9 protein-coding genes are annotated in these 14737 nt (G+C 72.1%); 6 read left to right on the top strand and 3 right to left on the bottom strand.

All coding sequences use genetic code 11. The features are described 5' to 3' along the window. Positions 1–43: 43 nt before the first annotated feature. On the bottom strand, positions 44–1603 hold the full coding sequence (locus tag ACN267_RS05665) for a glycoside hydrolase family 43 protein (RefSeq protein ID WP_421488113.1): 1560 nt from the start codon (positions 1601–1603) through the stop codon (positions 44–46). Between the two features lie 632 nt (positions 1604–2235). Between ACN267_RS05665 and ACN267_RS05660 the strand changes: the two genes are divergently transcribed. Continuing rightward, positions 2236–5085, top strand: coding sequence for a glycosyl hydrolase family 95 catalytic domain-containing protein (locus tag ACN267_RS05660; protein ID WP_421488112.1), 2850 nt, complete (start codon positions 2236–2238; stop codon positions 5083–5085). Between the two features lie 39 nt (positions 5086–5124). Then, the gene (locus ACN267_RS05655; protein ID WP_421488111.1) at positions 5125–6789 is read left to right on the top strand and encodes a cellulose binding domain-containing protein; all 1665 of its coding nucleotides are present in this window, start codon (positions 5125–5127) and stop codon (positions 6787–6789) included. 94 nt (positions 6790–6883) lie between these two features. Here ACN267_RS05655 and ACN267_RS05650 read toward each other — a convergent pair whose 3' ends face one another. Then, complete coding sequence (locus ACN267_RS05650) at positions 6884–7774, bottom strand: SGNH/GDSL hydrolase family protein (RefSeq protein ID WP_204961626.1); 891 nt, start codon at positions 7772–7774, stop codon at positions 6884–6886. A gap of 364 nt (positions 7775–8138) precedes the next feature. Here ACN267_RS05650 and ACN267_RS05645 point away from each other — a divergent pair, with 364 nt between their 5' ends. From ACN267_RS05645 to ACN267_RS05635, 3 genes are all read left to right on the top strand, one after another. Then, complete coding sequence (locus tag ACN267_RS05645) at positions 8139–9710, top strand: cellulose binding domain-containing protein (protein WP_421488110.1); 1572 nt, start codon at positions 8139–8141, stop codon at positions 9708–9710. 316 nt (positions 9711–10026) lie between these two features. After that, a complete protein-coding gene (locus ACN267_RS05640; protein WP_204961624.1) occupies positions 10027–11340 on the top strand; it encodes a cellulose binding domain-containing protein in 1314 nt (437 codons plus the stop codon). Between the two features lie 193 nt (positions 11341–11533). Next, positions 11534–11905: an ArsR/SmtB family transcription factor gene (locus ACN267_RS05635; protein ID WP_088647720.1), complete on the top strand. Its 372-nt coding sequence runs from the start codon at positions 11534–11536 to the stop codon at positions 11903–11905. A gap of 4 nt (positions 11906–11909) precedes the next feature. On the opposite strand, the gene ACN267_RS05630 is transcribed toward ACN267_RS05635, so the two are convergent. Continuing rightward, a complete protein-coding gene (locus tag ACN267_RS05630; protein ID WP_421488109.1) occupies positions 11910–12299 on the bottom strand; it encodes a hypothetical protein in 390 nt (129 codons plus the stop codon). A 330-nt stretch (positions 12300–12629) separates the two neighbouring features. Here ACN267_RS05630 and ACN267_RS05625 point away from each other — a divergent pair, with 330 nt between their 5' ends. Further along, the gene (locus ACN267_RS05625; protein ID WP_421488108.1) at positions 12630–14699 is read left to right on the top strand and encodes a HelD family protein; all 2070 of its coding nucleotides are present in this window, start codon (positions 12630–12632) and stop codon (positions 14697–14699) included. Positions 14700–14737: the final 38 nt, after the last annotated feature.

Below are 14737 nucleotides of genomic sequence, written 5' to 3'. Positions count from 1 at the left end.
GGCCCGGCGCACCGGCGAGGGCCCCGACCGGACCGGCTCCCGCTCAGTGCGGCGGTGCCGCCGGGCGGTGGCTGAACCAGTCGAACGCCGCGCTGCCCCCGGTGACGTACATGCCGATAACCCGGCCGGTGAACCCGGCGGCGACCTCGGTGGACAGGTAGCGCCCGTCGAGTTCGGCCAGTACGACGGGGCCGGCCGGGCCGGCCACCTCGAAGGTGACCATGTCGCAGCCCGCCGCGCGTACCCCCCGGGGCGCGGTCCGGGCCGCCAGGTCGGCGGCGGAGGTCACGGTCGGCGGGTAGAGGTCGTGGGTACGGGTGGCGACCGTCAGCACCAGCGGGCCGTCCGGGACGGCATGGGTGGCGAAGACCTGCCGGAACGGCCCGACCCGGCCGATCACCCGGACGGTGCCGGCCCGAACCTCCAGGTCGTAGTGGTGCGCCTCGTCGATGCGGATGGTGAGCCCGGCGACACCGGTGCCCGGGTCCACCCGGACGCTGGTGCGGCTGTCGTGGTACCGCTGCCGCAGCGCCACGATCGTCGCACCGGCGAGGTCGAGGGTCGCGCCCACGGCGTGCAGGGTGAGCCAGCCCGGCCTGGCGGTCAGCGACCAGCAGTCGTCCGGGCGGCTGCGGGGCGAGATCCACTCGGGCGCGAGGACGGCCGCGTCGAAGTCGTCGTGGAAGGCGTCCGGCCCGGCCGGGGCGGCACCGGCCGGGGGGCTGCCGGGAGGCGCGGCGGTGACCTCCCGGACCGGGTCGACGACCGGCCAGCCGTCGACCCAGCGCACCGGCGCGAGGAAGGTCTCCCGGCCGAGGACGTGGTAGGGCGGCCACTGGCCCCGGGCCTGGATGCCGAGCAGGACCAGCCACCAGCTGCCGTCGAGCGCCTGGACCAGGTCGCCGTGCCCGGTGGCCTGCACCGGAAGGTCGGTGCCCCGGTGGGTGAGGATCGGGTTGGCCGGCGCGGGGGTGAACGGGCCACGCGGGCTGCGGGAGCGGGCGACCGAGACGGCGTGGCCGGTGTGCGTGCCGCCCTCGGAGAGCAGCAGGTACCACCAGCCGTCGATCCGGTAGAGGTGCGGGGCCTCCGGGTACTGGCCGCCGGTGCCCGACCACAGGGGGATCGGCCCCTCCAGCACCCGACCGCCCTCCGGGTCGATCCGGTAGGCGTCCACGCCGGAGGTGGTCAGCCAGCAGGTGCCGTCGTCGTCCCAGGCCAGCGAGGGGTCGACGTGCGGCAGGTCGAGGTAGACCGGGTCGGACCAGGGGCCGGTGGGTTCCGGCGCGGTGACGATGAGGTGCCGGCCCAGGCTGACGTTGGTGGTGACCAGCCAGAACCGGCCGTCGTGGTGGCGCAGGGTGGGCGCGAAGATGCCCCGGGACGCCTCGGTGTCGGCGGGCAGCGCCAGCTGGCCGGGACGGTCCAGGATGTTGCCGATCTGCCGCCAGGTGACCAGGTCGCGGCTGTGCAGCAGGGGTACGCCCGGGAAGTACTCGAAGCTGGAGCAGACCAGGTAGTAGTCCGCGCCGACCCGGCAGACGCTCGGGTCGGGGTGGAATCCGGGGACGACCGGGTTGCGGTAGGACGCTCCGGTGGACACCGCGCGGCACCTCCTCGACGGCACAGGCACAGGCACGATGAACGACGCCGGGGCGGGTTGCCGCGCCCAGAAATGTTTGCGATAACATTTCGCAAACCCGGATGCTACGGAAAGCCGTCCGCCGATTCAAGGGCGGCACCGCCGCCCAGGGTCGCGCGGACGTTGCGCCCCGTGGCCAGGCACCGCCGGAGAACCGGTCCTGAGCTGGCATCCCGCCCGCACACCCGAACTAGGACGGCGGCCCGTCGGACCATTCCGGACGCCCGCCGACAACCACCCGGGGCAGCCGACGGACGACGACGCGGACCTCCAGACCGGGCCAGGAACATTCGCGCAACATGGCCGTCATATCTTGACGGAGCCCAAGGAATCCACGAGAGTCCATATGTGGCGAGATGGTGCGCCGCCGGGAGCTCGACGCGCCGTCACGGTAATCATGGATGCCGACGTCAGGGCGCGACGGGCCGCGCCTGTTAGCGATAACAGCAGGGTTTCCGCTGCGGCCGACCGGAACACCGGTCCGGGCCGGGTGGCGGTCGACCGTGTCCCCGGCACCGGGTCCACGGCGGCGGCCGCCAGTGCCGCCCTCCCCCATCCGTACCCGGCTCTGATCCGCACCCCTGGGAGAGAACATGTCTGAAGTGACCCGAAGGAACGTCCTCAAGGCCGGAGCGGTGGGGGCCGGCGCCGCGCTGGTTCCGGTCGCCTGGTCCGCCACCGCCCGCGCCGGTTCGGCCGCACCACCGCAGGTGCTGGCCGCGAACGACCTGGCCCTGTGGTACGACGAAGGGGCCGGCACCGACTGGTTGCGCGCGCTGCCGATCGGTAACGGCCGGCTCGGCGCGATGGTGTTCGGCAACGTCGACACCGAACGCCTCCAGCTCAACGAGGACACCGTCTGGGCCGGAGGCCCGTACGACTCGGCCAACACCCGGGGCGCGGCCAACCTGGCCGAGATCCGACGACGGGTCTTCGCCGACCAGTGGACCTCGGCGCAGGACCTGATCAACCAGACGATGATGGGCAACCCGGGCGGTCAGCTCGCGTACCAGACGGTGGGCAACCTGCGGCTGGCCTTCGGCTCGGCCAGCGGGGTCAGCCAGTACGTCCGGACCCTCGACCTGACCACCGCCACGGTGACCACGACCTACGTGCTCAATGGCGTACGGCACCAGCGGGAGGTCTTCGCCAGCGCACCCGACCAGGTGATCGTGGTGCGGTTGACCGCCGACCGGGCCAACGCGATCACGTTCTCCGCCACGTTCGACAGTCCGCAGCGCACCACCGTGTCCAGCCCGGACTCCGCCACCATCGGGCTGGACGGCATCTCCGGCAGCCAGGAGGGGGTCACCGGCTCGGTGCGGTTCCTGGCCCTGGCCAACGCCGCCGCGACCGGGGGCACGGTCAGCAGCTCCGGCGGCACCCTGCGGGTCTCCGGGGCCACCAGCGTCACCATCCTGATCTCGATCGGCTCGAGCTACGTCAACTACCGCACCGTCAACGGCGACTACCAGGGCATCGCCCGCACCCGGCTCAACGCCGCCAAGGGTGTGGCCATCGAGCAGTTGCGCAGCCGGCACCTGGCCGACTACCAGGCGCTGTTCAACCGGGTGAACATCAACCTGGGTCGTACGGCCGCGGCCGACCAGCCCACCGACGTGCGAATCGCGCAGCACGCGAGCAGCAACGACCCGCAGTTCGCCGCGCTGCTGTTCCAGTTCGGCAGGTACCTGCTGATCTCGTCCTCGCGGCCGGGCACCCAGCCGGCGAACCTCCAGGGCATCTGGAACGACTCGCTGACGCCGTCCTGGGACTCGAAATACACCATCAACGCCAACCTGCCGATGAACTACTGGCCGGCCGACACCACCAACCTGTCCGAGTGTTTCCTGCCGGTGTTCGACATGGTCAAGGACCTGACGGTGACCGGTGCCCGGGTCGCCCAGGCGCAGTACGGCGCGGGTGGCTGGGTCACCCACCACAACACCGACGCCTGGCGGGGCGCATCGGTGGTGGACGGGGCGCTGTGGGGCATGTGGCAGACCGGCGGCGCGTGGCTGGGCACGTTGATCTGGGACCACTACCTGTTCACCGGCGACCTGGGCTTCCTCCAGGCGAACTACCCGGCGCTCAAGGGTGCCGCCCAGTTCTTCCTCGACACGCTCGTCGCCCACCCGTCACTGGGCTACCTGGTGACGAACCCGTCGAACTCCCCGGAGCTGCCGCACCACTCGAACGCCAGCGTCTGCGCCGGCCCCACGATGGACAACCAGATCCTGCGGGACCTCTTCGACGCCGCCGCCCGTGCCAGCGAGATCCTGAATGTGGACAGCACGTTCCGGTCGCAGGTGCGTACCGCCAAGGACCGGCTCCCCCCGACCCGGGTCGGCTCGCGGGGCAACGTGCAGGAGTGGCTGGCCGACTGGGTGGAGACCGAGCGGAACCACCGGCACGTCTCCCACCTGTACGGCCTGCACCCCAGCAACCAGATCACCAAGCGGGGCACCCCGGCGCTGTACGAGGCCGCCCGCAAGACCCTGGAGCTGCGGGGCGACGACGGGACCGGCTGGTCCCTCGCCTGGAAGATCAATTTCTGGGCCCGGCTGGAGGACGGTGCCCGCGCCCACAAGCTGTTCAAGGACCTGGTGCGCACCGACCGGCTCGCGCCGAACATGTTCGACCTGCACCCGCCGTTCCAGATCGACGGCAACTTCGGCGCCACCTCCGGCATCGCCGAGATGCTGCTGCACAGCCACACCGGTGAGCTGAACGTGTTGCCCGCGCTGCCCAGCGCGTGGCCCACCGGGCAGGTCGCGGGTCTGCGCGGGCGCGGCGGCTACACCGTCGGCGTGGCGTGGAGCAGCGGGCAGCCCGACGAGATCGGCATCCGCGCCGACCGCGACGGCACGCTGCGGGTGCGGTCCCGGCTGTTCACCGGCAGCTTCACCATCACCGATGTCGCCGACGGCAGCGTGCCGGCCACCACCCGTCCGGAGACCGACGTCGTCCAGTTCGCCGTCCAGGCCGGGCACACCTACCGGGCGGCCCGGCCGGGCGTGACGCCGACCCCGACGCCGACCGCCACGCCCACCGCCACCCCCACGCCGACCCCGACGACGCCGGCGCCGACGACCCCGGTCCCGACGACGCCGGTGCCGACCACCAGCTCCCCCGCACCCTCGGGGGCGCGGGCGACGTACGCGGTGACGGGCTCGTGGTCGGGTGGCTTCCAGGCGGAGGTCACGGTGACCGCCGGCGCGACCGCGATCCGTGGTTGGACGGTGTCCTGGACGTTCCCCAACGGGCAGACCATCAGCCAGATCTGGGGCGGGTCACACACCCAGAGCGGCGCGAACGTGACGGTCCGCAACGTCGACTACAACGGGACGTTGGCCGCCGGTGCCTCCACCACGTTCGGCTTCATCGGCACGGTGAACGGCACCAACAACACGCCGACGAACCTCACCTGCACCACCAGCTGACCGGCACCCACGATCCCCGAGTGAAACGGACGGAAGACCATGAGAAGACCATCTACCCGTAGCCGTCGGCTCCTGACCGCCGTGGCGGCGGGGCTGCTGCTGGTGGCGGGCCCGGCGGTGGTGCTGCGGACCTCCCCGGCACTGGCCCTCGACAATGGGGTGGCGCGGACGCCGCCGATGGGCTGGAACAGCTGGAACACGTTCGGCTGCAACATCAACGAAACCCTGATCCGGCAGATGACCGACGCCATGGTCAACACCGGCATGAAAGACGCCGGCTACCAATACGTCGTCGTCGACGACTGCTGGATGAACCCCAACCGCGACTCCGCCGGCAACCTCCAAGGCGACCCCACCCGCTTCCCCTCCGGCATGAAAGCCCTCGGCGACTACATCCACGCCCGCGGCCTCAAATTCGGCCTCTACCAAGCACCCCTCGACAAAACCTGCGCCCAATACTTCAACTCCTACCCCGGCGCCACCGGCAGCCAAGGCCGCGAAGCCCAAGACGCCCGCCAATTCGCCGCATGGGGCGTCGACTACCTCAAATACGACTGGTGCTCACCCACCGGCACCATCGACGACCAAACCCGCGCCTTCGCCAAAATGCGCGACGGCCTCGCCGCCACCGGCCGACCCATCGTCCTCAGCATCAACAGCAACAGCATCCACTCCAAAACCGGACCCCAACGCGACTGGGGCGACGTCTCCAACATGTGGCGCACCACCGAAGACATCACCAACACCTGGAACAGCGGCCAAACCAACGGCTACCCCATGGGCATCCAAAACATCCTCGACGTCACCATCCCCCTCGCCGCCCGCGCCAAACCCGGCGCCTTCAACGACATGGACATGATGGAAGTCGGCCGCGGCGGCATGACCGACACCGAAATGCGCTCCCACTTCGCCCTCTGGACCATCCTCGCCTCACCCCTCATCGCCGGCAACGACCTCCGAAACATGAACACCGCCACCCAAACCATCCTCAAAAACACCAACCTCATCACCATCAGCCAAGACCCCCTCGCCCTCCAAGCCACCCAAATCTCCTTCGACGGCACCCGCCGCATCCTCGCCAAACGACTCACCAACGGCGACGTCGCCGTCGCCCTGTTCAACCAAGGCACCTCCACCACCACCATCACCACCACCGCCGCCGCCATCGGGTTGTCGGGCAGCTCGTTCACCCTGCGGGACGCGTGGACCAACACGACCAGCACCACCACCGGGGCCATCTCGGCCAGCGTGCCGGGCCACGGGACGGTCGTCTACCGGGTCAGCGGCACGACCAGCACCCCCACCCCGACGCCGACCACCACCCCGCCGACCCCGACGCCCACGTCGACCACCCCGGCCCCGACCACCCCGCCGCCGGCGGCCATCTCCTGCCAGGTCAGCTACGCGATCACCAGCCAGTGGCCGGACGGGTTCCAGGCCGAGGTGACGATCCGCAACACCGGCACCACGGCGGTCAACGGCTGGAGCCTGCGCTGGTCGTTCGCCAACGGCCAGCAGCTCAGCCAGTCGTGGGGCGTCACCTACACCCAGAGCGGGGCGCAGGTCACCGCCAGCAGCGCCGGCTGGAACGGCCTGCTCAGCCCCGGCGCAAGCGTGGGCTTCGGGTTCCTCTCCAGCTGGTCCGGCAGCAACGCCAAGCCGACCGCGTTCACCCTCAACGGCCAGACCTGCACGGTGGCCTGAGCGGGCCCACGGAAACGACGGGACCCCCGGTCATGACATCGGCCCGGCACCGGGACGCGACATGACCGGGGGTCCCCCGCCACGCCAGGTCGGGTCAGTTGTCCAGCGTGGCCAGCACGGCGGTGGCCATGCCCTGCTCGCCCCGGGCGTTGGGGTGGAAGGGTGCCGCCGCGTTCTCCGGCACCAGGCCCTCCACCCACCGGGTGCCGCTGCTCTTGCAGGTGTCCCGCCCGATCGACGGGGTGTAGACGTCCGCGTAGACCGCGTCGTTCGTCGCGGCGGCGTCGGCCAGCATCGCGTTGAGCGACTTGGCGACCCCCCGCAGGTAGGGCACGTCCTGGTAGGCGATCGGGACCAGCGGCCAGCAGCCGTATCCGCTGTCCGGCACGATCGCCGGATAGCCGAGCACCACGATCCGCGCGCCGGGCGCGGCCTGGCGGACCCCCTGGAGCACGGCGGCGACCTTCGGTGCGGTGGCGGTGATCCGGGCCTGCAACTGGTCGGTGCCGCCGGCGGTGTAGAGGTCCTTGCACGGCGAGCCGAACGGGCTGCTGAAGCTCGCCTGCGCGCAGTCGCTGATGATGCTGGAGAAGCCGATGTCGTTGCCGCCGATCTGCACCGTCACCAGGGCGGTGTCCGCGGTGACCGCGTCGAGTTGCGGGGGCAGCGGGCGGCCCAGCGAGCCGTTGCCGCCGTAGCGGATGTCGTCGGTGGTGGCCCCGGAGCAGCTCACGTCGACCAACGGGGACGAGCCGGCGGACGCGGCGACCAGGGACGGGTAGTTGCGGTTGGAGCGCAGGCAGTTCAGGTCGACCTGGGTGGGGATCAGCGGGCCGGACGTGTACGAGTCACCGAGTGCGACGTAGCGTCCGGTGGGGACGGCGGCGCTGGCGGGCGCGGCGACGCCGAGCACACCGGCGGTGGCGGCGGCGAGTGCGAGCATCCGGGTGGCGGTCCGCAACAGCGGCCGGCGGGAACGGGGCATGACGCCTCCCAGGGCGGATCACGGTGGTGGTGCCGCGATCCTGCGCCCTTGGACGCCGGACGTCAATATAGAACATTGTCATTGAATTCCCCCGGCGTGCGCCCCGGGTCCGAGCCAACCAATTGACGAAGGTCAAATTCGGAAGAGATAATCCGCAGCGGAGCCGGGCTGGCTGCGGGCCGAGGGACACCGTACGACACGACCGGGGTGGGTCGGCCGACGGCGTGTCGCCGTCCACCGCACCCCACCTCAGCACCGCGCGGCCATCAGCGCCCGGAGCGGGACCATCCCTCCCGCCGGCGGAGCCGCCCCGTCGACGCGGCCGACAGTCGTCGCCGCCCCACCCCCTGCGGGAGGATCATCCATGGGACCCACGCGTTCCCGGTTCAGACTGGCGGTGTCACTGTGCGCCGCCACCACCGTCGTCGTCACCGCCGCGCTCGCCGGCACCGTCCCCGCCCGGGCGGCGGCCGGCTGCCGGGTCACCTACACGGTGACGAGCCAGTGGCCTGGCGGATTCGGCGCGAACGTCGACGTCACCAACCTCGGCGACCCGCTCACCGGCTGGCGGCTCACCTGGACCTTCACCGCCGGGCAGGTGATCAGCCAGTGGTGGAACGGCACGGCGACCCAGTCCGCCGGCCGGGTCACCGTCGGCAACGTCGACTGGAACGGCAACCTCGGCACCGGGGCGAGCGCCCAGTTCGGCTTCGGCGCGTCCTGGAACAACGTGGCGAACCCGACGCCCGTCGACTTCGCCCTCAACGGGGTGCCGTGCACCGGCCGTACCTCCGGGCCCACCGCACCACCGACCACCACGCCGCCGCCGACCACCGCACCCCCGACCACGCCACCGCCCACCACCCCACCGCCCACCACCCCACCCCCGACCACGCCGCCGCCGGGGACCGGGGCGCTGGACCAGACGACGACGGTGGGGCGGATCAGAGCGGTCGGCAGCAGCGCGCAGTACACCTGGCCCGGCATCTACTTCGAGGGCCGGTTCCGGGGCACCGGGGTCGGGATCGTCCTCGACGACTCCCAGAACGACTACCTCGTGCAGGTCGACGGGGCGACCGTCGCCACCCTGGTCACGCCGGGCCGGACCACCTACTGGGTGCGCAACCTGGCCGACCGCGAGCACACCGTACGACTGGTCAAGCGCACCGAGAGCCCGTGGGCCGTCGGCGAGTTCGGTGGGCTCGTCCCCGCCGCCGGCGGGGCGATCCTGACCCGGCCCGCCCCGCGCAGCCGGCAGATCGAGTTCATCGGCGACTCGTGGACCGCCGGCTACGGCAACATGTCGACCACCCGCGACTGTTCCGGCAACGGTGGGGTCACCCGCAACTCCAACGCCGACGTCACCTTCGGCGCGCTCACCGCACAGAGCCTGAATGCCGACTACCAGCTCACCGCCTGGTCCGGCCTCGGCATGGTGCGCAACTACAACGGTGGCGGCACCGACAACTTCCGCACCTACTACGAGACCGACCTGCAGGCCCTGTGGAACAGCACGGTGTGGCAGAAACCGGCCACCTGGAAGCCGCAACTGGTGGTGGTCGGGTTGGGCATCAACGACTTCTCCACCGCGCTCAACCCCGGCGAACGCTGGGCCACCGTCGACCAGCTCGCGGCCGACTTCCGCAGCGCCTACCTGGCCTTCCTCGACAAGCTGCGCAGCCGGTACGGCCCCGACACGTTCATCGTGCTGACCTACCCCGACCTGTCCCCCACCACCGCGCTGGCCAGCTCCGTGCAGCAGATCGTGCAGACCCGCGCCAGCCGGGGCGACACCCGGATCCGGTCGCTCTACTACGACGACAACGCGCTGGGGCTCGACAAGCTCGGCTGCGACTGGCACCCCTCCCGCCGCGACGACCAGCTCCTCGCCGGCGCGCTCACCCGGTTCGTCAACACCCTGCCGCTGACCTGGTGAACGGCTGACGCCTGGCGGACCGAACGGCGCAGGGGCCGGCGACGCGGACAGCTCCGCGTCGCCGGCCCCTGCGGTGGAGCACCCCGGCGTTTCCCCTGGTCGGGCCGGCGTGCCCGGACCCCCTCCGGGACGCACCGGCGGCCGCCCATGTGTTGACATCATACGTCATACGGATTACGTTCGTAATCATCGATGAATTTGATCAACTGCCCCGGCCGGTGGCAACCGCCGGCACGGCCGGGATCACCGGGTCGCGGCCGGAATCGGGCGTCCGGTCACACCCCACCACCACGCTGCTGTCGAAGGAGTTCCCCTGATGTCGAGACACCGACTCGTGGCCGGCGTCGTCGCGGCGACGGCGACGCTCGCCCTCGCGCTGGGCGGCGCCGCGATCACCACCGGGGCCGGGCCGGCCGCCTGGGCGAAGGACGCCGGACCGCTCGCGGCGACCGCCGGGTGCGGCAAGACGCCGACGCTGACCAGCGGCACCCGGACGATCTCCAGCGGAGGCCAGAACCGCACCTTCATCCTGCGGATCCCCGACAACTACGACCGCAACCGCCCCTACAAGTTGATCTTCGCGTTCCACTGGAACGGCGGCACCGCCAACGACGTCGACTCGGGCGGCACGAGCGGCTATCCCTGGTCCTACTACGGCATCCGCGCCCTGGCGAACAACAGCGCGATCTTCGTCGCCCCACAGGGCATCGGCAACGGCTGGGCCAACACCGGCGACCGGGACCTGACCTTCGTCGACGACATGATGCGGCAGATCGAGTCGGACCTGTGCGTCGAGACCACCCAGCGCTTCGCCATGGGGTTCAGCTACGGCGGCGGGATGAGCTACGCCATCGCCTGCGCCCGCGCCTCGGCCTTCCGCGCGGTCGCCGTCTACTCCGGCGGCCAGCTCAGCGGCTGCAACGGCGGCACCCAGCCGATCGCCTACATCGGCATCCACGGCCTGCGGGACACCGTGCTGCCCATCTCGACCGGGCGGTCGCTGCGCGACCGGTTCGTCCGCAACAACGGCTGCACCCCGCAGAACCCCCCGGAGCCGGCGCAGGGCAGCCTGACGCACACCGTCACCTACTACTCCGGCTGCCGGGCGGGCTACCCGGTCGCCTGGGCCCCGTTCGACGGCGGGCACGCCCCCAACGCCGTGGACGGCACCGCCGACCCCTACGCGCCCGGCGAGAAGTCCTGGACCCGGCCGGTGGTGTGGAGCTTCTTCACCCAGTTCGACGGCACCACGCCCCCCACCACCACGCCACCGGTCACCACCCCGCCCGCGACGCCCACCACGCCCCCGGCGACCCCGACCACGCCGCCGCCCGGCGGTGGCGGCTGCACCGCGACCGTGACGGTCAACCAGTGGAACGGCGGCTTCACCGCCTCCCTGCGGGTGACCGCCGGGTCAGCCGGGACCACCGGCTGGACGGTCAGCACCACCCTGGCCGGCGGCGCGAGCGTCACCAACACCTGGAACGCCACCGCCAGCGGCAGCACCGGGACGGTCCGCTTCACCAACGTCAGCTACAACGGTCAGCTCGCCCCCGGCCAGGTCACCGAGTTCGGTTTCCAGGGCAACGGCAGCGGGTCCGGGCTCACCCCCAGCTGCACCGCCCGCTGACCCGGACCGGTCACCGGCCCGACGGCGAACGGCGGGGCCGGTGGGCGGGAGCGCATCCTGCCCACCGGCCCCGCCGACGGCCGTCCCACCGCCACGGCGGGTCGGCCGACGCGCCGCCCGCTGTCACCCGATCCGCCAAATTCGTCACGGCCGATCGGCGATCCCCCGGTCCGACCTGACTCCGGCTGCCATGATGGCGGACGTGGGAGCTGCGAAAACGAATACACCTGCCGTCTCACCGTTGACCGGTGAGCCGATCAAACGTGCCGATGCGGAACGGCTCGCGGGAGTGCTGAAGGCATTCGCCGACCCTGCCCGCCTACGACTGCTCAGTCTCATCCAGTCCGCCCCGCAGGGCGAGGCGTCCGTCACCGACCTCACCGCGCCGCTCGGGCTGTCCCAGCCGACGGTGAGCCACCACCTGCGGATCCTCACCGAGGCCGGGCTGATCGAACGCGAGAAGCGGGGAGTCTGGGCGTACTACCGCACGGTGCCGTCCACCATCGCCGCGATCGCCGACCTGCTGACCCCGCCCCGCAAACGGGCCACGAAGAAGACCCGGTGACCCGTCACCACCCGCTGAACGCCACCAGGAAGGCCACCCCCAGCCCGCCGAGCACCACCAGGTAGCCGACGCCGATGAACAGGGCCCGCCGGCGCCGCAACGGCATCGGCAGGAAACCGACCAGGGCGAGCAGCACCCCGAGCAGGGCGCCCCCGGTGGGAGCGACCAGCACCACGAGTTGACCGGCGGGCCCGCAGATCAGCAGACCCTCGGTGCCCTCGGTGCCGCAGCCGTCGGCCGCCATCGGCAGGAACATCCCGACCAACGCCACCGCCAGGGCGAGCACGACCAGGAGCAGCACCGCCACCACCGCGCCGACGGTGGCCGCCACCCCGCTGCGGCGGGTGCCCGCCGGCACCGCCACGCCGCCCTGCGGACCACCCGTGACCACCATGCCCAGCCTCCCGCCCGGTACCCGTGACCGCCGGCGACCACGGTGGGCGGCGGCACGCCGTCCCGCGTCGGGTCAAGGTGTGCTCCCCGGCCACCAGGTCCGGCGCGAGAGCGAGCGTAGGGGACGGAATCCGGCCGGGAGGAGGACCGTCCGGCCGGAGTGCCGACCCGACCGGCACCGGATGACGTCGTCCTCCCGGGTGCGTCACCTTCATCATATGGGCCGGGCAAGCCGTCCGGATCGTCCCGGATGACGATTTTCGCCACCCCGTACCGCGCCTAGTCTCGACCGGTCCGGGCCGCGGGGCCCGGCGGGAGGAACGGGGGGCCCGTGTCCGAGACGACCCGGCAGATCGCCATCGAACAGCAGGTGGTCGACCAGGTGTACGCCCGCCTGGAGGTCATGCGCGCGCAGGCCCGGCAGCTCGGCGAGGAGGGGCGTCGGCGGGCCGGCGGCGGGCCGGCCACCGGCCTGGTCGAGCGGGACGCCATGGTGCTGGGCGCCGCCGCCCGGATGTCCGACCTCGACGGCCAAGAGGAGGGGATCGTCTTCGGCCGGCTCGACTACGACGACGACGAGACGTACCGCATCGGTCGGTTGGGGGTCCGCGACGCCGACCGGGAACCGCTGGTGGTGGACTGGCGGGCCCCCGCCGCCGCCCCGTTCTACCGGGCCACCCCCGGCGAGCCGCTCGGGGTGACCCGTCGCCGCGTGATCACCTGCGCCGGGCGTACCGTGGTCGGCCTCGACGACGAGGTGTTGTCGGCCACGCCCGTCGACGGGGTGGTCGGCGAGGGTGCCCTGCTCGCGTCGCTGACCCGGGAACGCGGCGCACACATGCGCGACATCGTCTCGACCATCCAACGCGAGCAGGACGAGGCGATCCGCGCGCCGACCCACGGCGTCACCCTGATCACCGGCGGTCCGGGGACCGGCAAGACGCAGGTGGCCCTGCACCGGGCGGCCTACCTGCTCTACCGCGACCGGGGCAGGTACGCCGACGGCCGGGTGCTGGTGGTCGGCCCGTCCACCGTGTTCACCGAGTACATCGGGCGGGTGCTGCCCGGCCTCGGCGAGGACAGCGTCCACCTGCGCGCCGTCGGTGAGCTGTTCGACGGTGTCGTGGCGACCCGGCGGGACCGCGCCGAGGTGGCCCGCACCAAGGGTGACCTGCGGATGGTGCGGGTGCTGACCGACCTGGCCTGGGACACCCCGCCGAACGTGCCGGACCGGCTGTGGGGTCTCGACGCCGACGACCTGACGCGGGCCCGCCGCGAGGTCCGCCGCCGGTGCGAGGCCGCCGGGATCACCCCCAACGCCGCCCGGCCGCAGGCCGCGACGGTGCTCGCGGAACTGCTGCCCGGCCGGGAGGTCCCCGACGCCTTCCTGACCGCCTGGTGGCCGACGCTGACCCCGCAGGACGTCCTGCCCGCCCAGCGGGGCGAGTGGTCGGTGGACGACGTTCCGCTGCTCGACGAGCTGGCCGCGATCCTGGGCCGGCCGCCACAGGTCGCCGAGGTCCGACCCGGGTGGCAGCGTCGGGAACTGGGCAACGGCGTCCGGCTGGCGGAGACCTTCGTGCTGAGCCCGAGCCTCACCGACGGGTGGCAGCTCTTCGCCCCCGGCCTGGCCACCCCCATGGCGCAGTCCGGGCAGTCGCTGGACAGCGGCCACTGGGGTGCCCAGCGCTGGGCCGCCGCGATCATCCTCCGCGAGGGTCACCAGGTGGTCGGCTGGATCGACGGCGTCGACCCGTACGGCGAGGAGGGCTACGTTCCGGTGCTGGCCGAGCCGCTGCCGGTGGCCGAGGCCGAGGAGCCCGTCGAGGACGCCTACCAGCACGTCATCCTCGACGAGGCACAGGACCTGTCGCCGATGGAGTGCCGGATGATCGCCCGCCGGGCCGAGTACGCCTCGATGACCATCGTGGGCGACCTCGGCCAGGCGACCCATCCGCTCGCCGCCGGCTCGTGGCCGGAGCTGGTGCGGCGGCTCGGCAAGCGGACCGCCCGGACGCTGGACCTGCCCACCGGTTACCGGGTGCCCGAGGTCATCGCCGACTTCGCGGCCCGGGCCCTGCCGCCCGGCATCGCACCGACCCGGTCGTTCCGGCCCGGCGGCAGGTTGGAGATCCGTCGGGTCGACGACCTGGCCGGGGCCGTGGCCGGGGAGACCGGGACCGTCATCGCCCCCGACCACCTGGCCGAGGCCCTGCACGCGGTCCCGGTCAGCCAGGTCAAGGGCCTGGAGTACGACCGGGTGGTGCTCGTCGAACCCGCCGACATCGTCGCCGCCGAACCCCGGGGCATGAACCGGCTCTACGTCGCCCTCACCCGGGCCGTCGGGGAGCTGGTGATCCTGCACCGCAAGCCGCTGCCGGAGCAGTTGACCCGCCCCTGAGCCGTCAGGCACCCGCGCCGATCCCCATCCTGCGCGCC

The sequence above is a fragment of the Micromonospora sp. WMMD734 genome (assembly GCF_049178975.1).
GTDB lineage: Bacteria > Actinomycetota > Actinomycetes > Mycobacteriales > Micromonosporaceae > Micromonospora > Micromonospora wenchangensis.
The sequence above is the reverse complement of the archived record's forward strand: the minus strand, read 5'-3'. Positions and strand labels throughout refer to the sequence as shown.

Excerpts from the sequence above, each read along its gene's own strand:
- ACN267_RS05660 (WP_421488112.1), top strand. The coding sequence starts at position 2,236 with ATGTCTGAAGTGACCCGAAGGAACGTCCTCAAGGCCGGAGCGGTGGGG.
- ACN267_RS05655 (WP_421488111.1), top strand. The coding sequence starts at position 5,125 with ATGAGAAGACCATCTACCCGTAGCCGTCGGCTCCTGACCGCCGTGGCG.
- ACN267_RS05650 (WP_204961626.1), bottom strand. The coding sequence starts at position 7,774 with ATGCCCCGTTCCCGCCGGCCGCTGTTGCGGACCGCCACCCGGATGCTC.
- ACN267_RS05645 (WP_421488110.1), top strand. The coding sequence starts at position 8,139 with ATGGGACCCACGCGTTCCCGGTTCAGACTGGCGGTGTCACTGTGCGCC.
- ACN267_RS05640 (WP_204961624.1), top strand. The coding sequence starts at position 10,027 with ATGTCGAGACACCGACTCGTGGCCGGCGTCGTCGCGGCGACGGCGACG.
- ACN267_RS05635 (WP_088647720.1), top strand. The coding sequence starts at position 11,534 with ATGGCGGACGTGGGAGCTGCGAAAACGAATACACCTGCCGTCTCACCG.
- ACN267_RS05630 (WP_421488109.1), bottom strand. The coding sequence starts at position 12,299 with ATGGTGGTCACGGGTGGTCCGCAGGGCGGCGTGGCGGTGCCGGCGGGC.